This is a genomic window from Clostridium sp. TJA038 (assembly GCF_058310255.1).
In genome coordinates, this window is record NZ_JBZEFA010000005.1 from 1 (window position 1) to 22,477 (window position 22,477).

At 27.4% G+C, this 22,477-nt stretch carries 20 protein-coding genes; 14 read left to right on the forward strand and 6 right to left on the reverse strand.

Annotated features, from left to right (window positions below):
- Positions 1-349: LPXTG cell wall anchor domain-containing protein (locus AC4FQV_RS09050; protein WP_491165354.1), on the forward strand; the 349-nt coding region annotated here is incomplete at its 5' end.
- A gap of 51 nt (positions 350-400) precedes the next feature.
- Here the strand turns inward: AC4FQV_RS09050 and AC4FQV_RS09055 are convergent.
- Positions 401-799: a DUF2871 domain-containing protein gene (locus AC4FQV_RS09055; RefSeq protein WP_491140084.1), complete on the reverse strand. Its 399-nt coding sequence runs from the start codon at positions 797-799 to the stop codon at positions 401-403.
- Positions 800-1,095: 296 nt separating this feature from the next.
- On the opposite strand from AC4FQV_RS09055, the gene AC4FQV_RS09060 reads away from it, so the two are divergent.
- The 6 genes from AC4FQV_RS09060 to AC4FQV_RS09085 all read left to right on the forward strand — a co-directional run bounded on the left by AC4FQV_RS09060 (position 1,096) and on the right by AC4FQV_RS09085 (position 9,449).
- On the forward strand, positions 1,096-1,464 hold the full coding sequence (locus tag AC4FQV_RS09060) for a phage holin family protein (RefSeq protein WP_491165355.1): 369 nt from the start codon (positions 1,096-1,098) through the stop codon (positions 1,462-1,464).
- A 123-nt stretch (positions 1,465-1,587) separates the two neighbouring features.
- Positions 1,588-2,619, forward strand: coding sequence for a TRM11 family SAM-dependent methyltransferase (locus tag AC4FQV_RS09065; protein ID WP_491165356.1), 1,032 nt, complete (start codon positions 1,588-1,590; stop codon positions 2,617-2,619).
- Between the two features lie 212 nt (positions 2,620-2,831).
- Positions 2,832-3,170 (forward strand): zinc ribbon domain-containing protein YjdM, encoded by a 339-nt coding sequence (locus AC4FQV_RS09070; RefSeq protein WP_491140081.1) that lies wholly within the window; start codon positions 2,832-2,834, stop codon positions 3,168-3,170.
- A 329-nt stretch (positions 3,171-3,499) separates the two neighbouring features.
- Positions 3,500-5,665 carry a YhgE/Pip domain-containing protein gene (locus AC4FQV_RS09075; RefSeq protein ID WP_491140080.1) on the forward strand — a complete coding sequence of 722 codons (2,166 nt, stop codon included), beginning with the start codon at positions 3,500-3,502 and terminating at the stop codon, positions 5,663-5,665.
- A 23-nt stretch (positions 5,666-5,688) separates the two neighbouring features.
- Positions 5,689-7,845 carry a YhgE/Pip domain-containing protein gene (locus AC4FQV_RS09080; RefSeq protein WP_491165357.1) on the forward strand — a complete coding sequence of 719 codons (2,157 nt, stop codon included), beginning with the start codon at positions 5,689-5,691 and terminating at the stop codon, positions 7,843-7,845.
- Positions 7,846-7,967: 122 nt separating this feature from the next.
- Positions 7,968-9,449 carry an N-6 DNA methylase gene (locus AC4FQV_RS09085; protein WP_491140078.1) on the forward strand — a complete coding sequence of 494 codons (1,482 nt, stop codon included), beginning with the start codon at positions 7,968-7,970 and terminating at the stop codon, positions 9,447-9,449.
- Here the strand turns inward: AC4FQV_RS09085 and msrA are convergent, their stop codons facing one another.
- Both msrA and AC4FQV_RS09095 read right to left on the reverse strand, forming a co-directional pair.
- A complete protein-coding gene (gene msrA, locus AC4FQV_RS09090) occupies positions 9,450-9,923 on the reverse strand; it encodes a peptide-methionine (S)-S-oxide reductase MsrA (RefSeq protein ID WP_491165358.1) in 474 nt (157 codons plus the stop codon).
- A gap of 47 nt (positions 9,924-9,970) precedes the next feature.
- Positions 9,971-10,558 (reverse strand): maltose acetyltransferase domain-containing protein, encoded by a 588-nt coding sequence (locus tag AC4FQV_RS09095; RefSeq protein WP_491165359.1) that lies wholly within the window; start codon positions 10,556-10,558, stop codon positions 9,971-9,973.
- 124 nt (positions 10,559-10,682) lie between these two features.
- On the opposite strand from AC4FQV_RS09095, the gene AC4FQV_RS09100 reads away from it, so the two are divergent.
- Entirely contained in the window at positions 10,683-11,474 is a 792-nt protein-coding gene (locus AC4FQV_RS09100; RefSeq protein WP_491165360.1) for a staygreen family protein, read from the forward strand.
- A 35-nt stretch (positions 11,475-11,509) separates the two neighbouring features.
- On the opposite strand, the gene AC4FQV_RS09105 is transcribed toward AC4FQV_RS09100, so the two are convergent.
- Entirely contained in the window at positions 11,510-12,859 is a 1,350-nt protein-coding gene (locus AC4FQV_RS09105; RefSeq protein WP_491140074.1) for a YjiH family protein, read from the reverse strand.
- Positions 12,860-13,139: 280 nt separating this feature from the next.
- On the opposite strand from AC4FQV_RS09105, the gene hcp reads away from it, so the two are divergent.
- The gene (gene hcp / locus AC4FQV_RS09110) at positions 13,140-14,789 is read left to right on the forward strand and encodes a hydroxylamine reductase (protein ID WP_491165361.1); all 1,650 of its coding nucleotides are present in this window, start codon (positions 13,140-13,142) and stop codon (positions 14,787-14,789) included.
- Positions 14,790-14,859: 70 nt separating this feature from the next.
- Here the strand turns inward: hcp and AC4FQV_RS09115 are convergent, their stop codons facing one another.
- Positions 14,860-16,152 (reverse strand): NCS2 family permease, encoded by a 1,293-nt coding sequence (locus tag AC4FQV_RS09115; protein WP_491140072.1) that lies wholly within the window; start codon positions 16,150-16,152, stop codon positions 14,860-14,862.
- 187 nt (positions 16,153-16,339) lie between these two features.
- Here AC4FQV_RS09115 and AC4FQV_RS09120 point away from each other — a divergent pair, with 187 nt between their 5' ends.
- From AC4FQV_RS09120 to AC4FQV_RS09135, 4 genes are all read left to right on the forward strand, one after another.
- The gene (locus tag AC4FQV_RS09120) at positions 16,340-17,116 is read left to right on the forward strand and encodes an SDR family NAD(P)-dependent oxidoreductase (RefSeq protein ID WP_491140071.1); all 777 of its coding nucleotides are present in this window, start codon (positions 16,340-16,342) and stop codon (positions 17,114-17,116) included.
- 139 nt (positions 17,117-17,255) lie between these two features.
- The gene (gene proB, locus AC4FQV_RS09125; protein ID WP_491140069.1) at positions 17,256-18,065 is read left to right on the forward strand and encodes a glutamate 5-kinase; all 810 of its coding nucleotides are present in this window, start codon (positions 17,256-17,258) and stop codon (positions 18,063-18,065) included.
- Positions 18,066-18,071: 6 nt separating this feature from the next.
- Positions 18,072-19,319, forward strand: a complete 1,248-nt coding sequence (locus AC4FQV_RS09130; RefSeq protein WP_491165362.1) for a glutamate-5-semialdehyde dehydrogenase — start codon at positions 18,072-18,074, stop codon at positions 19,317-19,319.
- Between the two features lie 117 nt (positions 19,320-19,436).
- Positions 19,437-20,051: a DNA-3-methyladenine glycosylase gene (locus AC4FQV_RS09135; protein ID WP_491165363.1), complete on the forward strand. Its 615-nt coding sequence runs from the start codon at positions 19,437-19,439 to the stop codon at positions 20,049-20,051.
- 102 nt (positions 20,052-20,153) lie between these two features.
- On the opposite strand, the gene AC4FQV_RS09140 is transcribed toward AC4FQV_RS09135, so the two are convergent.
- Positions 20,154-20,774 (reverse strand): hypothetical protein, encoded by a 621-nt coding sequence (locus tag AC4FQV_RS09140; RefSeq protein WP_491165364.1) that lies wholly within the window; start codon positions 20,772-20,774, stop codon positions 20,154-20,156.
- A gap of 642 nt (positions 20,775-21,416) precedes the next feature.
- Here AC4FQV_RS09140 and carA point away from each other — a divergent pair.
- Positions 21,417-22,466 (forward strand): glutamine-hydrolyzing carbamoyl-phosphate synthase small subunit, encoded by a 1,050-nt coding sequence (carA, locus tag AC4FQV_RS09145; protein WP_491165365.1) that lies wholly within the window; start codon positions 21,417-21,419, stop codon positions 22,464-22,466.
- Positions 22,467-22,477: the final 11 nt, after the last annotated feature.

The following is a 22,477-nucleotide window of genomic DNA, read 5'->3' on the forward strand; positions in this document are numbered from 1 at the left end:
ATCAGCAGTAGAAAGCCTTGAAAAGAACGGATACTTCGACTATATCTTCTGGGGAGATATCCAAAACTCAATGAAAGTAACTTTCGTTAAAGTTGAATCTTCAAATCCAGGAGATACTGAAAAACCTGGAGATACTGAAAAGCCTGGAGATACTCAAAAACCAGGTGATACTGAAAAGCCTGGAGATACTCAAAAACCAGGAGATACTCAAAAACCAGGAGATACTCAAAAACCAGGTGAAGGACAAGAAAGTTTACCAAATACAGGAGCACCAGTTGGAGCTGCTTCAATGGGATTACTAGGAATTACATCTTTACTTGGAGGATTATTCTTAAAGAGAAAGAAATAATTTAGAGTAAAAAAATAAAAATAGGAAGAAACTTAGTTTCTTCCTATTTTTTTATTCTTTTATTGATTTATTAGTTATTATAGCAAACCATATTAATCCAATACTTATAAGAACATGAGATAATCCCGCTATATGGTTTAATCCTACAAAATCTTTACCTAATACTTGAAGAACACCTCTTATAGTAAATGTAATTGTTAAGTAAATTAGAGAAAAATTATAAAAAATACACCATATTTTAAAGTGTTTATTTTCTGATAATTTGAAGTTTTTCTCTAATAAAAGAACTAGAATAAAGAATATAAATCCTAATAATAAAAGATGAGTATGAATTATTGATAGAGAAGTTTTACCAGTAAATCCATTTATTTTGGTAAATTCTCTATAGAATACCCCCATAGCTAAAGCTACTATTAAATAAAATGTTGATAAGTTAAAATACTTTTTCATAAAATCCCTCCTCTATTTAATAAGTATTATTCTTTAACATTAAATATAAGTAATCATATAACTTTTGGATAAATTTTTCAACTTAAATAAACTTAATTTTACATTATTAAAACTAAATTTAAAATGCAATTTAATGTTTACTGACCTAATGTTACATTATATTATTTTATATGTTTATCTATGAAGATATAGAGCTTTGTTTAATAGGAATAATATTTTTTTTAGTGGCAAACATATAAGTGAAGAAAGCCTTAAAAATATGGCTAAACTTATAAAGTTTAAGGAGGTTAAAACTGATGGGAAATGAAAATTATAAAAGAGAACATAATGATGGTAGCATAATGAAGTGGATAGGAAAATTTATTTTAGTTGCCATAGTATTATTAGTAACATCATTTATAACTCCAGGATTTTCAATACATGGATTATGGTCATTTTTATTAGCTGCCGTTGTAATATCCTTATTAGATTATTTAGCAGAAATTTTTATGGGAATTGATGCTTCTCCTTTTGGAAAGGGAATAAAAGGTTTTATAATAGCTGCTATAATAATATATTTAACACAATTTTTTGTCCCTAATATGGGCGTATCTATAATTGGAGCTATTTTAGCAGCTCTTGTAATAGGGATAATAGATGCTATACTTCCAAATAAAATTATGTAAAAGTTAATTATATAAATAGAGTGCAAAAAGCACTCTATTTTTTATTAATATTTAAATCCTTTGATGTTATAATATTATGGGTAAAAATAGAATTATAAGATAAGAATAAGTGAGGATTTTTTTATGAGCAAATATGCAATACTTGCAAACCCAGGTCATAATCGTATTTATTTTGATACTGCATTAAAAATTGCATTTTCAGAATTACAGGCAATTGCAGATTCTTATGATATGGGAATAAAGGATATTGAAAAGGGTGATATAGGTCTTAAAGCATCAATATGTTTTGATACTAGTAGAGAACTTAAAGAGGAAGATTTTAAGGCTTTAAGTTTTTCATCAATTTATTATGCTTTATTTGAGATTGTAGATAAAAATTTACTAAGACCTATAGAAATAAAAGAATTTAATACTTTTCCTGAAAGTATGGTTCAAATATTAAAGTATAATGGAAAGACTAATGAACAATTTACTAGACTTATGGTGAATTTAGCTTTAAGTGCTTGTAAGACAGGCAGTAAAAAGATAACTTTATTAGACCCTATGTGTGGGAAAGGAACTACATTATATGAAGGTTTCATAAGAGGATTTGATGTTAAAGGTGTAGAGATAAATGAACAGTGGTTTCAAGAGATTCAAAATTATGTAGTTAGATTTTTAAAAGAAGGTAAATTTAAGCATAAGGCTGAAAAAAATAAGGTATCAGATTCTAAAAAGAAAAAAATAGCTAATGTTTTTAATTTGACTGCCTCATCAGAAAAAAAAGATTTTAATTTAGGAGAAGTTCAATCTTTTCAATTATTTAATTCAGATACTAGAAACACAGACTTACTTATTAAGAAAAAATCTTGTGATATTATAGTTTCTGATTTACCTTATGGAGTTCAACATGGAAGTAAAAATGACAAAAACTCTATAATGGAGAGAAGTCCTATAGGTCTTTTAAAGGAAGCAATTCCGAAATGGAACAATGTTTTAAAAACTAAAGGAAGTTTAGTTCTTTCTTACAATGAGTTTACAATGAAATATGAGGAGCTTTCTAAAGTTTTAGAAGAAAATGGATTTAAGGTTCTTAAAGAAACACCTTATCATAATTATTTACATAGAGTAGACCAATCTATAAATAGAAATTTAATAGTAGCTATAAAGGAATAGATTAGTAAATTCCTTAAAAATTTATTATATTATAGTGTATTTTGCTATTAACCTATGTTTTAAAAGATTATATTAAGTTATCTTTTAAAAGCTTAAAATTTGTCATTATTATTATACTATGATATTATATAAGCCTATAAAAGAATTTCTACAAGTATGAAGAAAATATTTATACTAAGGAATGCTTAATTAATGAACGGAGGATATGTATAATGGATAAATTACCAAATTGCCCTAAATGTAACTCAGAATACACTTATGAAGATGGAAATCTTTTAGTTTGCCCTGAGTGTGCTTATGAATGGACTTTAGGAAGTGAAAATGCAGATGAGGATGTATTAGTAGTTAAGGATTCAAACGGAAATATACTACAAGATGGTGATACTGTAACTATAATAAAAGATCTTAAAGTAAAAGGTGCTTCATCAGCTTTAAAAAAGGGTACAAAAGTTAAGAATATACGTCTAGTTGATGGAGATCACAATATAGATTGTAAAATAGATGGATTTGGAGCTATGAGCTTAAAATCTGAATTTGTTAAAAAAATATAGTTAAAGATTAAAGGTAATATATTTAAGGTATATTACCTTTTTTTAATTTAATACTTAAAAAGTAGCATAATTTAGTAATTATCTATTACTAAAAAGAATTAATTAATATTATTGTTATATAATAAGAATATATAATCTTTTATAAATTAATATATTGTAAGATGAAAACGATAAATTAAGAAAAAAGTATAAAATAATAGTAAAAAGGTTTATTTGTAAACTAAATTTTGATACTATAGTAATTAAGAGTTTTTAAATATTAACTTACAATAAAATGAGGAGAGGATAGGGAAATACGTTTATTTATGTTTTATTATGGAGGTGTTTAGATGAAGTTTAGTAACATTTTAAAAGTGTTTAAAAGGGATATAAAAGCAATTATAAAAAATCCTATAGCACTTTTAATAATAGGTGGAATATGCTTTATACCATCACTTTATGCTTGGGTGAATATAGCAGCATGTTGGGACCCCTATGAAAATACTAGCAGCGTTCCTATTGCTGTAGTAAATAATGATAAGGGAGCTTCTTTAGATGGAAAAGAGATGAACATTGGTAATGAGGTTATTGATGAGCTTAAAAATAATCATGCTATAGGGTGGAAATTTGTTGATACAAAACAGGCAGAGAAAGGATTGCTAGATGGTAGTTATTATGCAACTATAGAAATTCCAGATGATTTTTCAGTTGATTTAACTAGCATATTATCCACACACCCTACAAAACCTGAAATAGTTTATAAAGTTAATACAAAAGCTAATCCAGTAGCTGGGAAGATAACAAATATTGCGCAAAGTACTTTAGTAGACCAGATAACATCAAATTTTATAACAACTGTTAATGAAACAGTATTTTCTTCTTTAAATGGAGTTGGATATGATTTAGATAAGAATAAAGATAAAATTATTAAGCTAAAGGATTCTATTATAGCAATAGATAAAAATATGAGTTCAATTAAAGATATGCTTGATAATATAAATAGTAATTCAGGAAATTTAAGTACATATTTAGAAGAAGTGCAAAGTACTATGCCTTCTATAACAAATGGATTAGATGATATATCACAAAAGGCTGAGAATACAGGAACTTTAATAAGTGATTCTAAGGCAGCTTTAAATAATAGCTTTGATAATATGAGGATAAATTTAAATGAATCTCAAGCAGCTTTACATAAGGTTCAAAGTAGTTTAGATGAATTATCTTCAATGAATACTGAAAAAGACTCTACTAAAATAAATGCTTTAATTACAAAGGCAACAGGAGAGCTAAGTAAGATTGATAATGCTGTGAAAGCTGTAACTGAATTTTTAGAAGCTATAAACAAAAAAATTCCTAATGAAAAAATTACAAGTCTTATAAATTCACTTAAAAATGTTGTAAGTTCTTTAGATGAAGAAAAGGAAAATCTTAATACTTTACAAAATCAAGTTAATAATAGTGAAGTATTAGATAAAGGAATTTTATCTTCAATAAGTGGATTAAGTAAAAAAATAGAGGGACAGGTTGGAGAAGCCTTAAATATATTTGATACAGAAACTAGACCAGCTTTAAATACAATTGCAGATGGACTTGTTACTGCTACTCAAGGAGCTACTGATTTATTAGGTAAAGCAAATGGGTTAGCAGAACAAATTAATACTTTATTAGGAACAGCAGATGAAGGTTCAAAACTTGCTGGAAAAACAGCTGAAAAATTAAAAGGTAGTTTAGAAGAATTTTCAGGAGTTATAAGTGAATTAAGTTCTAAGCTTCAAGATGTAAGTGATGATGAACTTGCTAAGATAGTAAGTATATTACAAAGTAATCCTCAATTTATGGGAGATTTTATAGCAAATCCTTTCAATATAAAGGTAGAACCTATATATAAGGTAGCAAATTATGGTTCAGGAATGGCTCCTATATATTCAGTGCTAGCTTTATGGGTTGGTTCATTAATTTTAATTTCTTTATTAAAAACTGAATCAGCTGATTTTGAAGGAAGTGATAAGATTAGTTTAAGAGAAAAGCATTTTGGTAAAATGTTGACCTTTGTAAGTTTAGGAGTGTTTCAAGGATTTATAGTAGCCTTTGGAGATAAATTCCTCTTAGGAGTTCAGACAGCAAATGCAGCTCTTTTAATAATTATATCAATGTTTGCTTCAGCTATATTTACAATAATAGTGTTTACCCTTATGTCTGTCTTTGGAAACTTAGGTAAAGCTTTAGCTATTGTATTTATGGTTTTACAATTAGCAGGTAGTGGAGGTTCATATCCTATACAGGTAGACCCATTATTCTTTAGAATAATTCAACCAGCCTTTCCATTCACATATGCTATATCAGGTTATAGGGAAGCTATAGCGGGACCTTTAGTTAGCATTGTAATTTTAGACTTTGTTGTATTAAGTATTATGGGCTTAATATTTATAATTTTAGGATACCTTCTAAAAGGACCTTTAAATCCTAAGGTTAGAAAGTTTGAAGATATGTTTGAAGAATCTGGAATAGCAGAATAGATTGTGTTTAAGAGAGGTGAATTATGAAGAAAATTTTTAAAGTCTTTGGAAGAGATTTGAGGAATATAAGAAAAAATCCAGCAGCTTTAGCAATAGTAATTGGCTTATGTATAATACCATCTCTTTACGCTTGGATTAATATAAAGGCTTGTTGGGACCCTTATGTTAATACAGGTAATTTGCCTGTTGCAGTTGTAAATAATGATTTAGGTGCCACTATAGATGGTAAAGAAATAAATGTAGGTAATGAGATTATTGCAGAGCTTAAAAAGAATAAAGCTATAGGATGGCAGTTTGTAGATTCATGGCAAGGTAATTATGGATTAAATGAAGGAAAGTATTATGCTATGATTGAAATCCCTTCAAATTTTTCAGAAGGTTTAACAAGCTTAATAACTGGTAATCCACAAAAACCAGATATAATATATAAAGTAAATGAAAAGGCAAATGCCATAGCAAATAAAATAACAAATGTTGCAAAAGATGAAGTTACAAAAGAGATAAAAACTAATTTTGTTGATACTGTAAATAAGGGAGCCTTTGATGTATTAAATAAATTAGGTATAAAGTTACAAGATAATAAGCCTGAAATATTAAAGGTTAGAGATACTCTAGAGGGAGCTAACGATAGCTTAAAAGAAATAGAAAGCTTTATCGAAAAGGCAAATGGAGATTCTAAAAATTTAGGTGATTATTTAACTAGTGTAAGAACTGATTTACCAAAGGTAACAGACCAAATAAATAATTTAGAAAATACAGTAGAAGCAAGTAAGAATTTAATTAACTCAACACAAAAAATAGTTGAATCTGTATCTAGTAGTTTTAATAGTGATGTATTAACAATGCAAAGTACAAATCAAGAGTTACAAGGCATATTATCTACATTAAAAAATTTAAATGAATCTATGGATACAACTTCAATGGTTCAAGTTATTGACCAAGTTCTTGATTTAACAGAACCTTTAGTAAATAAGCTAGATAGTAATATAAAAGCTTTAGAAAAATTAAATTCAATCTTACCAAATAATAAGATAAAAAATTTAATTGAAAAATTAAAAGGTACTCAAGAACTTATAAATAAACAAAAAGAAAAGATTTTAGCTTTAAAAGAGCTTTTATCAAATACTCAAGATAAAGAAAAAATAAATACTGCAATAGATGAAATATCTGGTGTAAGCAATGAAACAAGTACTGCTTTAGTTAATATTTCAAATGATTTTTACAATGAAGGAATGCCAGCTTTAAATAGTATAGCAGAATCCTTAAAGGGTGGATTAGATACTGCAAATTCAGTATTAGAATCCACAAAAATAGTTGTTCCAGAGTTGAATGCGTTAACTACATTTGGTATAGCTAGTAGTGATATGGCTAGTCAACAAGCAAATCAAATAACAGAAAAGCTTAAGACTTTCCAAGAGGCACTTAACAAATTAATAGATAAAACTTCTAATTTAACTGAAGAAAATTTAAATGAAGTAATAGATTTAATGACTAAAAATCCAGAAGAAATAGCTTCATTTATATCTTCACCTATAGTTGTAAAAGAAGAACAAGTTTATAATGCTGGTATTTTTGGTGTAGGACTTACACCATTTTATACAACATTAGCAATTTGGGTTGGTTCATTACTTTTAACCTCCCTTCTTACAACAGAATGTGAAGATTTTGAAGATGGAACAAAGTTAAATTTCTTCCAAAAACACTTTGGAAAAATGTTATTGTTCTTAACAATATCATTAATTCAAACAATAATAGTAGTTTTAGGAGATATTTATATATTAGGAGTTCATCCTGAAAGCATATCGTTAATGTTTGCCTTTGCTATAGCTAGTTCTATTGTATATACCGTAATGATATTCACTTTAGTATCATTATTTGGAAACATAGGTAAAGCAATAGCAATTGTAATTATGGTATTCCAAGTAGCTGGTGCAGGAGGAATTTATCCTATACAAACAAATCCAAAAATATTTGGGGTATTACAACCATTATGGCCATTTACCTACACAATAGATGGATTTAGAGAAGCTATAGCAGGACCAGTATGGGATGCAGTAGTTAAGGATATGAAGGCTTTAGGAGTATTCCTTGTAATATTCTTAGCATTATTTATTCTTAAAAAGCCATTCCATAAGGTTACAGGTTTTGTTGAACGTAAATTTAGAGAAACTGGATTATAAAAATAAGAAAAGAGTGAGGAGAAATCTTTGCTCTTTTTTATTTGGATATTATTTAAAATGCTTTATAGAAATATGTGGTAAAATAGAAAGTATATATATTTTTAGGTTATAGGAGGTGTTCTATGGGAAGAAAGGAAAAAAAATTATATAAAACCTTTGATATAGAGCATAAAGAGATTATTAATGTTAGGGAAATTGGATATTATTCAACTCCTTCTTTTGTAGCAAAGTATATAGGTAAAAGAATATTAGAAATAAATAATAGTGGAAAAAAATTATTAGATCCTTGTTGTGGTAAGGAAGAACTTACAGAATATTTTCTTGATTATAATATTGAAGTTTTTGGAATAGACTTAATAAAATATAAGGAAAGTTATGATTGTATTTTTAAAGAAGATAATTTTATATATTACTACTGTAGAGAAAAGAATAAGGGAAATTGGGATTATGATTATTATATTGCAAATCCACCATATAATTGCCATGAAGTAAACTTCATAAAAGAAAATAAGGAGATTTTAAAAAAATATTTTAATGATGTAGGACTGCATAATATGTATAGTATGTTTATATCAGCATTAATAGACAAGGCTAAAAAAGGAGCTATTATTGGATTTATAAGTAATGATTCTTTTTTTACTGCTAAAAATCATAGAGAACTTAGAAAAAAAATTTTAAGAGAGTGTTCTGTTTATGAAATAACTATGTGTCCTAAGGAGCTTTTTCATTCTCAAGGGGCTGACGTTAGGACAAGCATTGTAATTTTAAGAAAAGGAAAGGAGTACCAAGAAGAAATCATAATAAATAATAGACCTAAATCTATAGAGGAGTTTAAAAAGCTTTTGTGTAGAGATATTAGTAAAAGAAAAAAAATATATGATATAAAGGATTTGGTATTAAAGAATAAGAAGGATAATTTTGAATTTTTGATAGACTGTCCTAAAGATATAAGAGTTTTATTTAAAAATACTCGGTTGGGAGAGAGGTTTAAGTGTATAACAGGTATATCTACAGGGAATGATAAAAAATATTTAAGTAAAAAAAGAAGTGGAGATTTTATAATTCCTTTTTATAAAAATCCTGGAAAAGATAAATTTTATACTAATAGGATTATATATCTTCATAAGGATTTTTTGAAAATTGAAAAGGAGAATAAAACTTTTAACGTTAGAAATAAAGAACTTTTATATAAATGTGGAATAACTTGCTCCTCTATGGGAGTATCTTTTAATGCATGTTTATTGCCTAAGAATGTTACCTTTGGAGTTAATCCAAATATTATCTGTGAAACAGAGGATATCTGGTGGTTATTAGCTTATTTAAATTCTTCTTTAGTAACGTATATTGTTAGAGGTGCTTTAATTAGAAGCAACATGATAACTTCAGGATATGTATCTAGAATTCCTCTTTTAAATTTTAGTTATGAAGAAAAAAATAAACTTTCTTATTTAGGAAAAAGAGCTTATTTTTTAAAAAAGGAAAACAATAATATACAAGAGGAATTAGAAAGTATTGATAATTTAGTTAATCATGTTGCTAAAATTTCAGAAGAATCAAAAATTATAATTAATAACTTCAATAAATATTTAGTTGAAATTACTTAATTAATCTAATTTTATATGGCAGTATCCATTAGGATTTTTCTTTAAATATTTTTGATGATATTCTTCTGCCTTATAATAATTTTCTAAAGGTTTAACTTCTGTAACTATTTTCTTTGAATAAGATTTTTGAAGTTCCTCTTTGCTCTTTAAAATTATATCTAAATCCTTTGGATCTATATAATAAATACCAGTTCTATATTGACTACCAACATCATTACCTTGTTTGTTTAATGATGTTGGGTCTATTATTGTCCAAAATTTATTTAATAATTCTTTTAAAGATATTATTTTTTCATCATAAGTTACAAGACAAGCTTCCACAAAGTAAGTATTTTTAGTACATACATCTTCATAAGTTGGGTTTTCAGTACGACCATTAGCATATCCAACTTCAGTGCTTACAACTCCATTTATTCTAGAGAGAAACTCTTCAACTCCCCAAAAGCAACCGCCTGCTAACACTATTTTTTTCATATATAAACCTCCTTTTAATTTTATATTTCCTATTTATAAAATAATTATTATTCTGTCTTAATTGTTTTTATTATTTTTGCTGGGTTTCCACCTACAACTACATTATTAGGAACATCCTTAGTAACAACAGAACCAGAAGCTACAACTACATTGTTTCCTATATTTACTCCAGGATTTATTGTTGAATGTCCACCAATCCAAACATTATTGCCTATAGTTACAGGTTTTCCAAATTCATAATTTAATCTTTCTATTGGGTCGATTGGGTGAGTAGCAGTATAAATGTGAACACCAGGGGCTAAAAAGCAGTTTTCACCTATGGTGATTTTACAAATATCTAGCATTATGCAATCAAAATTTGCATAAAAATTATTTCCAACTGAAATATTATAACCATAATCACATTTAAAATTAGGTTCTATATAAATGCTTTCTCCAGTTGAACCTAAAAGATTTTTCAATATATTGCTTCTTTCTTCAAAAACTTTATTAGCATCTTCTTCATTATCAGGTAAATTTAAGTTATTAAATTTTTGAAATAAAATTCTAGATTTAATTCTATCTTTAGTTAACTGAGGGTCAGCAGGATTATAAGGAAGTCCTGCTATCATTTTTTCTTTTTCTGTCATAGCCATAAAAATCCTCCAATAATAATTATTCTCATATATATTTTATCAATATCATATAATTTTTTCATTAGCTTAGTTATATAAATAATTTAAATTTCATATAATTAATAATTAATATTACGATTTTGAGGTGTTTATTTTGTTTGATTATAATATGCTAGAAGTCGATTTTAGAAATGGAGTTTCAAGAGAGGGGACTGTTGTAGAAGGAAGAAAATATACTTTAACTCACAATGATAATACTGGAGAATTATTTCTTACAGTAGCCTTAGCTTATGCATATGATAAAATAAACTTTTATTCTAGAGATGAGGTTTTTGGGCAATGGAAGAGAGTAGATAATAAGTTTGTTTTAAAAATATATGTATATGTTGACGGAAATAAAGGCATAGAGGAAGCTAAAAAAAGAAATGAAATATTTAGAAAAGAATTAAACTTAGCATTATCAGCTATAATTTATGGAGATAAATATTTTATAAATAAAAATAAAGATTTATTAAAGTCTGAGATAATAGTTAGATTTATTTCAATTTATGAAGAATTTAATGTTTCTGAGAATTATGGTTTAGTTGAAAAATATTATAAAAATAGAGATGAAGTTAATAAAGATGAAGTTTATGAGGAAGAAAGTATATTAGATGATAGAGACCCATTAATAAATGAAGTTATATTAACACTTTTAAATCCAAAAATTAAAGAAGAAATTTTAAAAGTATATAAAAATGATATAAATTATTGTTTGAAGGAAGCAGAAGTTTTAGAAATTTATAAATATAGTCAGGATAATTATTGTGAAGCTGAATATAAAGTATATGTAGGTCTTAAGGTAGGAGAGGTAAAGCCTGATTATAATAATTTTATAATTGGATTTTTAATAACACCAAAGGAAGTTAAGACCTTAAGTGTAAAAAATCCAAGATAATAAAAAAGAGATTGTTTAAAACAATCTCTTTTTTATTAGAAGAGGATGTGTGCAATTATTGCTATAACAGGTAAAGTTACCAATGTTCTCATTAAGAAAATTATAAATAATTCTCTTAAGTTTAGTGGTATTTTTGAACCTAAAATAACACTTCCAACCTCTGATAAATATATAAGTTGAGTTACTGAAACACAAGCAACTACAAATTTAGTCATATCACTTACTATAAGCTTTGAAGCTACAACAGATGGTAAGAACATATCTGCAAAACCAACTATAACAGTTTGAGAAGCAGCAGCAGCTTCTGGAATTCCTAAAATTTTAAATATAGGAATAAAAGGAATACCAAGCCATTGGAATATAGGTGTATATTCAGCAATCATAAGAGCTAATGTACCCATTGCCATAACTACAGGCAGAACACCTATCCACATTTCAAGTACGTTTTTAATTCCATCTGAAAAGAATTTTTTTAAGCTACTTTCATTTTTAGCTTTTTCTACTGCTTTGTAAACTCCATAAGTAAAAGGAGTAAATCCTTCTGGAACATCCTCTACATTTTTTGGCGTTTCATTATTGAAATAAGTATCAGGCTTTTTACTAAGTGGCCAAATTCTTGGCAATATTATAGCAGCAACTATTCCTGCAAAAGTAACAGTTAAATAAAATGGAATAAACATATTTTCAAGTCCAACTTGTGATAAAACAACAAAGCTAAAAGTTATTGAAACAACTGAGAACATTGTACTAACTATACAAGCTTCTCTTTTTGTATAAAAACCTTCTTCATATTGTTTTGAAGTAAGAAGTACTCCAATTGTTCCATCTCCTAACCAAGAAGTCATACAATCTATTGATGAACGACCAGGTAGTTTAAATAATGGTCTCATTATTTTTGTTAATAGAGAACCAAAAAATTCTAATAAACCAAAGTTTAAAAGAAGAGGTAAGAATAATCCAGCAAAGAAAAATACTACAATAAGTGTTGGGAGTAAATCATTTAATATAAAAGTTCCTGTTAAATCTGACTTTATTATTTCAGGACCTACCCCTGTAAATGCTGATATTATAAATAAACCACCTAATACTCTTATGATTGTCCAAATCCAATTAACGTTTAATAAGGAATTTAAAAAACCATTTTCTATTATAAATTTAGGTTTAATTATTTTAGCTAACAATGTTAATAAAGAAGCTATCACTATAACTATAGTTGATAATAAAGGTAGATAATCACCTATAACTTCTTTTAATTTAGTTGTAAAAAATGCAATTGGTATTGTTATATTTCCACCATCATTTATAGGAATCATAAATAAAATTACACCTAATAAAGATGGGATTATAAACTTTAGTAAATCCGACGACTTATATTTTCCTTTCAATTTTAGTCCCCCTTTTAATAAATAAATCAATTAGTACAAAAATTATTATACACAAGAAAATGCATAAAATCAATGAAAAACTGCATAAAAATAATGAATTTTGTATAAATATTCAATAAAAGTAGGGTAATATACATAAATTTTGAATAATAAATAATTTTTTATATAGGTAACTTAGGTTACGGAATTAGATAATTTAACCATATATAATTTTAAATATGAGGAATTTAGCTTATTTAAAATAAATTAATTTATGAATTGTTTTATTGGAGGGATAAAAGTGAGCATGTTTTGTTTTCAATGTCAAGAAACAGCAGGATGTAGTGGCTGTACTATAGTTGGAGTTTGTGGAAAAAATGAAGAAGTTGCAAAAATACAAGACCTTTTAATTTTTGTAACTAAAGGTTTAGCTACTGTTATAAATGAAGGTAGAAAAATAGGAGTATTAGATAAAGCTTTAAATAGAGTTATAATAGACAATTTGTTTATAACTATTACTAATGCTAATTTTGACTTTAAAGCAATAGAAGAAAAGGTTAAAAATACTTTAAATTTAAGAGAGGATTTAAGGAGAAAAATAGAGCTTAAAGGTGGAAATTCAAAGGGAGAGAATTTTAAAGAATGTGCAACTTGGAATTTTAAAAATAGTGAGGATATGATGAAAAAAGCTTCACAGGTAGGTGTTTTATCTACTGAAAATGAAGATATAAGAAGTTTAAGAGAACTTATAATGTATGGCTTAAAGGGATTAGCAGCTTATGTTGAACATGCTATGAATTTAGGACATGATAAAGAGGAAATTCATGAATTTATTTCAGAAACTTTGGTTAAGACTTTAGATGATTCTTTAAGTTTAGAAGAATTGATAAATTTATCATTAAAAACAGGAGAGTTTGGAGTTTTAGGAATGAAATTATTAGATGAAGCTAACACCTTATCTTATGGTCATCCTGAAATGACAAAGGTTAATATAGGAGTAAGAAAAAATAAAGGAATACTTATATCAGGACACGATTTAAAGGATTTAGAAATGTTATTAGAACAAACAGAAGGAACAGGTATAGATGTTTATACTCATGGTGAAATGTTACCAGGACATTACTATCCAAAGTTTAAAAAGTATTCTCATTTTGTAGGAAACTATGGTAATGCATGGTGGCTACAAAATAAGGAATTTGAATCTTTTAATGGTCCAATATTAATGACAACAAATTGTATAATAAAAGTTAAGGATTCATATAAAGATAGAATATTTACAACAGGTGCTGTTGGATATGAAGGATGTAGCCATATAGAAGCTGATGAAAATGGATATAAAAATTTTTCTCAAATAATAGATTTAGCAAAAACTTGTAAGGAGCCAGAAGAAATTGAAAGTGGAGAAATAATAGGCGGTTTTGCTCATAATCAAGTAAAATTTTTAATTGATAAAGTTGTTAAAGCAGTTAAAGAGGGAGAGATAAAAAGATTCTTTGTTATGGCAGGTTGTGATGGAAGAAGTAAATCAAGAGATTATTATAGAGAATTTGCTGAAAAGTTACCAAAGGATACTGTTATATTAACAGCTGGATGTGCTAAATATAGATATAATAAATTACCCCTTGGAGATATTAATGGTATTCCAAGAGTTTTAGATGCTGGTCAGTGTAATGATTCTTATTCTTTAGTTATGATAGCTTTAAAACTTGCAGAGGAGTTTGGTTTAGATAGTATAAACAAATTGCCAATAAGTTACAATATAGCTTGGTATGAACAAAAGGCTGTTATAGTTTTATTATCTTTACTATATTTAGGAGTTAAAAATATTCATTTAGGACCTACTATACCTGCATTTTTATCATCAAATATAACTAATATATTAGTTAAAAACTTTGGAATTGCAGGAATTACAAGTGTGGAAGAGGATATGAAGATATTTTTTAAAGAATAAAAAAATATAGATTGTAATTTAACAAAAAACTCCCGTATAAAAATACGGGAGTTTAATTTATAATTTAAAGCTATACCTGTGTAGCGTGAAGTATAAAATATATTAAAAAGATTGCTGATATAACGTACATAGGGATAGATACGTCTTTATACTTCTTTGTTGCTAACTTACAAATAGGATAAGCTATAAATCCAAAGGCAATACCATCTACTATACTAAAAGTTAAAGGTATTATAGATAAAGTAATAAATGCTGGGAATGATTCAGTAAAGTCTTTAAAGTCTATTGAAACTATATTTTGAATCATTAAACCACCTATTATTATTAATACTGGAGCAATAGCTGAATTTGGTATAAGTGATATAAAAGGTATAAAGAAGATTGATATTAAGAATAAAAATCCTGCAAATATAGAAGTTAAACCTGTTTTACCACCAGCTGCTATTCCAGCACTTCCTTCTACTGTTGAAACAGAAGGACTAGTACCACATATACCACAAATTATAGTACTAAAAGCAACAGCATTAAGAGCTCTTTGTCTTTTGCTTGGTTGTTTTAACATACCATCTATTTGTCCATGAAGTAAGCCTATATTTTCAAATACTAAAACTAAAGTAAGTGAGAATGTTGCAATCCAAAAAGATACTGAAGCAATTCCACTAAAATCAGCTGATAAGAATACTTCTTTGTATTCACTAAAGTTTGGTAGCGAAAATTTTAAGCTTGATAAATCTGTAACACCAAAAAGTATAGAGATAACTGTTCCTGATAAAATTCCTATTAAGAAGGAACCTGGTACATTTTTTATAAATAAAACTAGCATTAATATCATTGTTATAAAGAATACTATAACTTCTTTTGAGCCAATATCACCTAGCTTTACAAGGGTTGAAGCATCTCCTACTATTAATCCAGCTTTTTGTAATCCTAAGAAAGTAATAAAAATACCAATTCCAACTGTTATGGCTTCTTTTAAAGAAGTTGGTATAGAATTAGTTAAAATATCTGCTAGGGGTGTAACCGCTACCACAACGAATAAAATTCCAGCTACGATAACTGCAGCTAAAGCCTGTTGAAATGAAAGGCCCATTGTATTTACTATAGTGTAGGTAAATAGTGCATTTATACCCATACCAGGCATTATAATAAGAGGAGCATTACTTAAAAGTGCTACTAGGACACAGCCTATTAATGAGGCTAATACTGTAGCTATTATAAGTGGTGTTTTAGCAACACCGCCATCACTAAGTATGCTAGCATTTACTACAATTATATAAACTGCAGCAAAAAATGAGGTAAGACCAGCAAGTAATTCTGTTCTTATATTTGTGTCATGTTCTTTAAGTTTAAAAAAGTTATTCATCCTTTCTCCTTTTCAAAAATAGCTCCCTCACCCTCCCACATCTTTGTAAGATGCAAATGTTATTATATCATATGTTAAACGTTTAATAAAGTTTTTTAAACAAAGGTTTACAGAAAAAGTATTGACAGATTATTAAAAAAAATAATAAATATTTTATTAAGAATTTATTTTAATGGGGGAAAGTTAATTGAGAAAAAGAGTTTTAATAACAGGTGCTACTAGTGGAATAGGATATGAATTTTCAAAGATATTCATAGAAGAAGGCTATGATGCTATATTAGTAGGAAGAAATTTAGAAAGTTTAAAGGAATTAGAAAAGTTTTCACAAGATAAAAATGGAAGTGTTTACATATATAAATTAGATTTAAGTAAGGACTTAAATATAGATTTTTTATATAAAGATATTAAAGAGAAGATTGGAGAAGTTAATATATTAATAAATAATGCAGGAATTGGTTTGAATGGAGAGTTTAATGATTTAAGTTGGGATAAACAATTAGACATAATAAATGTAAATATTATAGCTTTAACTAAATTAACTAAACTTATATTAAAGGATATGGTTTTAAGAAAAGAGGGGAAAATATTAAATGTTGCCTCTACAGGTTCTTATCAACCAGGTCCTTTAATTTCGGTATATTATGCAAGTAAGGCTTATGTATTATCTTTTTCAGAAGCCCTTAGGGAAGAGGTTAAAGAAAAGGGAATTGATATTGTAACTTTATGCCCTGGAGCAACAAAAACAAATTTTTCTAAAAGAGCAGGGAAAGAAGATTTAAATGTTGCAATGAGTGCAAAAGATGTTGCATATAGTGGATATAAAGCTTTAATGAAGAATAGAGCAATATGTATTCCTGGCTTTATGAATAAGATTTTGATTTTTTTATCTAAAGTTTCTCCAACGGTTTTAAATGCTAAGATGGTAAAAAAGATACAATTAAAAGCTATAAATAAAGGAAAATAAGAGGAATAAATTTATATAATTAGTTCATTTCCGTTATAAATTAAAAAATGAACAGTTTCATGATTTAAAGTATTAGAATATAATATATTTATGATTAAATGGAAAAAATAATTTTTTTTAAAAAGGGGGAAACCTACAAATGAGAAAATCTTTAAAAGAGAGTAAAAGAATAGTTGTTAAGGTAGGAACTTCTACATTAACTTATGAAAATGGAAGCATTAATTTAATGAGAATAGAAAAATTATCTAGAGTAATTTCAGATATATGTAATATGGGTAAGGAAGTTGTTCTTGTTTCATCGGGTGCTATTGGAGTTGGAGTTGGAAAGCTTAGACTTGATAAAAAACCAGAAACTATAAGAGAAAAACAAGCTGTTGCAGCCGTTGGACAATGTGCTTTAATGCATATATATAATAAATTTTTTGGAGAATATAGCCACGTTGTAGCACAAGTTCTTTTAACTAGAGATGTTTTAGAAAATGAAAGAATGAAAAATAATGTTTGTAATACATTTAATACTCTTTTAGAGAAGGGAATAATACCTATAGTTAATGAAAATGATGCTATATCAATAGATGAAATAGAAAATATATTAAACTTTGGAGATAATGATAATCTTTCAGCTATAGTTTCTACTTTAGTAGATGCAGATACTTTAATAATATTATCTGATATAGATGGTTTTTATGATTCAGACCCAAGAGAGAATAAAGACAGTAAGATGCTTAAGGAAGTTTATGAAATAACTCCTGAAATAGAAGAATGTGCAGGTGGAGCTGGAAGTAATAGAGGAACAGGTGGAATGGTAACTAAGCTTTCAGCAGCTAAGGTTGCAACTAGCAATGGAATAAATATGGTTTTAGCAAATGGAGAAAATCCTGAGATATTAATTGACATATTAAACGGCGAGGATATAGGAACTATGTTTGTAGCTAAGAAGGGAGAATAAGTAAAAATGAATAATGAGCTTATTGTAAAGGGAAAAAAAGCAAAAGAAGCTTCTTATGAACTTTCTTTTGCATCTACTGATGAAAAAAATAATGGCTTATTAAAAATAAGCGAAGCTTTAGTAAAAAGATGTGATGAGATATTAGAAGAAAATAAAAAGGATATAGAAAGAGCCTTAGAAAAAGGAACATCTAATGCTATGTTAGATAGATTAAAATTAGATGAAGAGAGAGTTAAATCAATAGCAAAGGCTGTAGCAGATGTGGTTAAATTAGATGACCCAATAGGAGAAGTTACATCTATGTTTAAAAGACCAAATGGACTTAGAATAGGTGTTCAAAGAGTCCCTTTAGGAGTTGTAGGAATAATATATGAAGCAAGACCTAATGTAACAGCTGATGCCGCTTCTTTATGTTTAAAAACAGGTAATGCTGTTATCTTAAGAGGTGGTAGTGAAGCTATAAATTCTAATTTAAAAATAGTAGAAATTATTAGTGATGCCTTAAAGGAAGCAGGGCTTCCAGAGGGAGCAGTTCAGATATTAGAAGATACTTCAAGAGAAACTGCAACAGATTTTATGAAACTAAATGATTATTTAGATGTTTTAATTCCAAGAGGAGGAGCAGGTCTTATAAAGGCAGTAGTAAACAATGCTACAGTTCCAGTAATAGAAACAGGAGTAGGTAATTGTCATATATACATAGATGATGAAGCTGACATAGCTATGGGGATAAACATAATAGTAAATGCTAAAACATCAAGACCTGCCGTATGTAATGCTGCTGAAAAGCTTCTGATAAATGAGAAAATTGCAGAGGAATTTTTACCATTAGCAGTAGAAGCTTTAAGAGAAAAAGGTGTTGAAATAAGAGGTTGTAAGAAAGCTAAAGATATAGTAAAGGATATAAAATTAGCAACTGATGAGGATTGGGGAAAAGAATATTTAGATTATATTCTTGCAGTTAAAGTTGTTAAAGATTTAGATGAAGCTATTGAACATATAAACAAGTATGGAACAAAGCATTCAGAAGCAATAGTAACTAAAAATTATTTTAATTCAGAGAAGTTTCTTCAAAGAGTTGATGCCGCGGCTGTATATGTTAATGCATCAACAAGATTTACAGATGGTGGAGAGTTTGGATTTGGAGCTGAAATTGGAATAAGTACTCAAAAATTACATGCTAGAGGACCAATGGGTCTTAAGGAGTTAACAACAAATAAATATATAATTTATGGAAATGGTCAAATAAGATAGTTTTTAAGACACTTAAACTTTAGTTTAGGTGTCTTTTTAAAAATATTTTATTTTAAACATAAATTAATATTCTTATTTTAGGAAAAATAAATTTATATGTTTTATAGAGGTGTGTTTATGAGATTAGGAGAAGATTTTTGTAATAGAGATACTTTAATAGTAGCTAAGGAACTTTTAGGAAAAATTTTAGTCAGAAAAATAAATGGAGTTACTTTAAAGGGAAAAATAGTTGAAACAGAAGCTTATATAGGTGCTATAGATAAAGCTTCTCATGCTTATGGTGGAAAAAGAACAAATAGAACAGAAACTTTATATAGTTCTCCTGGAACTTTATATGTTTACATAATATATGGCATGTATTATTGTCTTAATTTAATAACTGAAGAAAAAGATATAGCTGCAGGAGTTCTTATAAGAGGAATTGAACCCTTAGAAGGAATTGAGGAAATGAGCATTTTAAGATATGGTAAAAAGCTAGAGGAATTAAATAATTATGAAAAGAAAAATTTTTCTAATGGACCATCAAAATTATGTAAAGCTTTTGGTATAGATAAAAATCAAAATGGTATAAACACCTTAAATAGTGATGAAATTTACATTGAAGATTCAAATACTTACGATAAATTAAATATTGTTGAAAGTAAGAGAATAGGTATAGATTATGCAGAGGAAGCTAAAGATTTTTTATGGAGATTTTATATTAAAGATAATAAATTTGTTTCTAAAAAATAAAAGCTTATATAATTCAAAAATATTTGTTTTATGACTGAAAGTTAAAAGGAATTTATTAAATATTTTTATTTAATAAATTCCTTTAGCTTAATAATTATAATCTTAATAACAAATAAATGAATCTATCCTTTTTAAGTCCACTCCAAAATAAACCCATCTAAATCCTGCCCATCTCCAACCAGATAAAGATTTTTTATCTACTCTAGTTAAGTAAGCCCAATAACTTCTACCGTTATTTTGCCATATATAAGTGAAACGATATTGGCAAAACTTTATTGAAGTATCACTTATGTTTTTAGCTTTAGAATTATTAAAATCCTTTATATTTTTAACCCCATCATCTTTTTTTGAAGGTATATAAGAAGGTGGTGGACCTAAAGGTGATGGAGATTGTGGGCTTTGCCAGTTAGTAGGAAGAGGCAGCATATTAGTAAAATATCCTACAGGAGCACTATGCATAAAATCATGTCCTACATCTTTTATTGCATAAGGTAAATCTTCTATAAAATAAGGTATGTTCTTTATTGTGCTAGTTAAATTAGAATTATTAAAATCATCTTCATCATCATTTCTATATAACATTGAAGAATTGATACTTTCTTTCAAATATTCATTTGGAAAAATATTTTTTTCATCTGGTATAATTTCAAATTCTCCTACTTCATCAATTTCTTCTTCTTTATTAAAAAATCTAATAAAATCATCTGGATAAATTATTTCCATAAAATATCTCCTATAAAATTTTTATCTATTATTAAACTATGCTTTTTAAGTTATAAAGGTGAATTCTATTAGATTTTTAATCAATAGTAATCGTTATAAAATTATAGAATTGTCTAAATAATTATATAATTTCAATGAATTCCATTGACAAAATGCTTTATATGTATAATAATTATAATTGCTTCAATAGGACAATGAAGTAGGTATAGGTTTGAAATTAAGTTAAGGTGCTAGGTGTTTTACATCTAGCACCTTAACTTTTTACAAAAAAAAATTTTTGCTAATACTTGTTAAATTTGTTAAAGATACTTGACTATATAAATTTAATAAATTAAAATTGATAATAAGAATTTATCAACAAAGATAAAATACACTTTAAATTGGTCCCGTGAGGCCAGAAAGAGGTATAAACATGTTAAATAGCAATTTTTTTTATACAAAAAAACAATATAAATTAAATAATGAATTAGCTTTGTATTTTAATACAATTCCATATAAAAGAGAAAAAGAGGTATTAGAGTGATTTATTTTTGAAATCACTCTAATACCTCTTTCTTTTAATAAAAATAATTACAATATGGCAAGATTAATTAAGACCTTTTAAAGTGTGTTTTTAAAATGAATTTAAATAGGAGGTCTAAAATGAAAGCAAAGCTTATATTAGAAAATGGCATAATATTTGAAGGAAAAGCCTTTGGGTATTTAAAGGAGTGTGTTGGAGAGGTTGTTTTCAACACAGGAATGACAGGATATCAAGAGGTTTTAACAGACCCTTCTTACTATGGACAAATAGTAACAATGACTTATCCTCTAATAGGCAACTATGGAATAAACTTAGAAGACTTAGAATCAAGAGAACCTAAGGTTCGTGGATTTATAGTTAGAGAAAAGTGTCAATATCCTAATAATTTTAGATGTGAGTTAGAACTTGAAACATATTTAGCTCAAAATAAAATTTTAGGTATAGATGGAATAGACACAAGAGCTTTAACAAAAATATTGAGAAACAATGGAACAATGAAAGGAATTATAGTTTTAGATAATTCTAATTTAGAAGATGTTAAAGATAAATTAAATGCTTTTTCAAATAAAGATGCTGTTTCAATAGTTTCTACTAAGGAGCCTTATGAAATCTTAGGAGAAGGAAAAAATGTAGCAGTAATAGATTTTGGAATAAAACAAAATATAATTAGAAATTTTGTTAAAAGAGGATGCAATGTTACAGTATTTCCTTACAATTTTAAGGCAGAAGATGTTTTAGATATTGACCCAGACTTAGTATTTCTATCAAATGGACCTGGAGATCCAGAGGACATGGAAGAGGCCGTAAATGAAATAAGAAAGATAGTTGGGAAAAAACCTATAGTTGGAATTTGCTTAGGACATCAATTATTAGCTTTAACCCTAGGTGGAGAAACTAAAAAGCTTAAGTTTGGACATAGAGGATGTAATCATCCTGTTAAAGACCTAATAAGAAATAGAGTTCATATAACATCACAAAATCATGGATACTATGTTGCTACTTTACCAGAAAATATGGAAATAACTCATATAAGTATGAATGATGGAACAGTAGAAGGAATGAGACATAAGGAATTACCTATATTCTCAGTACAATTTCATCCAGAAGCATGTCCAGGACCTAAGGATAGCGAATATATTTTTGATGAGTTTATGAAGTATGCATTATAAGGAGGAAGTAA

Excerpts from the sequence above, each read along its gene's own strand:
- AC4FQV_RS09080 (WP_491165357.1), top strand. The coding sequence starts at position 5,689 with ATGAAGAAAATTTTTAAAGTCTTTGGAAGAGATTTGAGGAATATAAGA.
- AC4FQV_RS09085 (WP_491140078.1), top strand. The coding sequence starts at position 7,968 with ATGGGAAGAAAGGAAAAAAAATTATATAAAACCTTTGATATAGAGCAT.
- AC4FQV_RS09070 (WP_491140081.1), top strand. The coding sequence starts at position 2,832 with ATGGATAAATTACCAAATTGCCCTAAATGTAACTCAGAATACACTTAT.
- AC4FQV_RS09095 (WP_491165359.1), bottom strand. The coding sequence starts at position 10,558 with ATGGCTATGACAGAAAAAGAAAAAATGATAGCAGGACTTCCTTATAAT.
- AC4FQV_RS09055 (WP_491140084.1), bottom strand. The coding sequence starts at position 799 with ATGAAAAAGTATTTTAACTTATCAACATTTTATTTAATAGTAGCTTTA.
- AC4FQV_RS09115 (WP_491140072.1), bottom strand. The coding sequence starts at position 16,152 with ATGAATAACTTTTTTAAACTTAAAGAACATGACACAAATATAAGAACA.
- msrA (WP_491165358.1), bottom strand. The coding sequence starts at position 9,923 with ATGAAAAAAATAGTGTTAGCAGGCGGTTGCTTTTGGGGAGTTGAAGAG.
- proB (WP_491140069.1), top strand. The coding sequence starts at position 17,256 with ATGAGAAAATCTTTAAAAGAGAGTAAAAGAATAGTTGTTAAGGTAGGA.
- AC4FQV_RS09140 (WP_491165364.1), bottom strand. The coding sequence starts at position 20,774 with ATGGAAATAATTTATCCAGATGATTTTATTAGATTTTTTAATAAAGAA.
- AC4FQV_RS09130 (WP_491165362.1), top strand. The coding sequence starts at position 18,072 with ATGAATAATGAGCTTATTGTAAAGGGAAAAAAAGCAAAAGAAGCTTCT.
- AC4FQV_RS09135 (WP_491165363.1), top strand. The coding sequence starts at position 19,437 with ATGAGATTAGGAGAAGATTTTTGTAATAGAGATACTTTAATAGTAGCT.
- AC4FQV_RS09075 (WP_491140080.1), top strand. The coding sequence starts at position 3,500 with ATGAAGTTTAGTAACATTTTAAAAGTGTTTAAAAGGGATATAAAAGCA.
- AC4FQV_RS09060 (WP_491165355.1), top strand. The coding sequence starts at position 1,096 with ATGGGAAATGAAAATTATAAAAGAGAACATAATGATGGTAGCATAATG.
- AC4FQV_RS09065 (WP_491165356.1), top strand. The coding sequence starts at position 1,588 with ATGAGCAAATATGCAATACTTGCAAACCCAGGTCATAATCGTATTTAT.
- carA (WP_491165365.1), top strand. The coding sequence starts at position 21,417 with ATGAAAGCAAAGCTTATATTAGAAAATGGCATAATATTTGAAGGAAAA.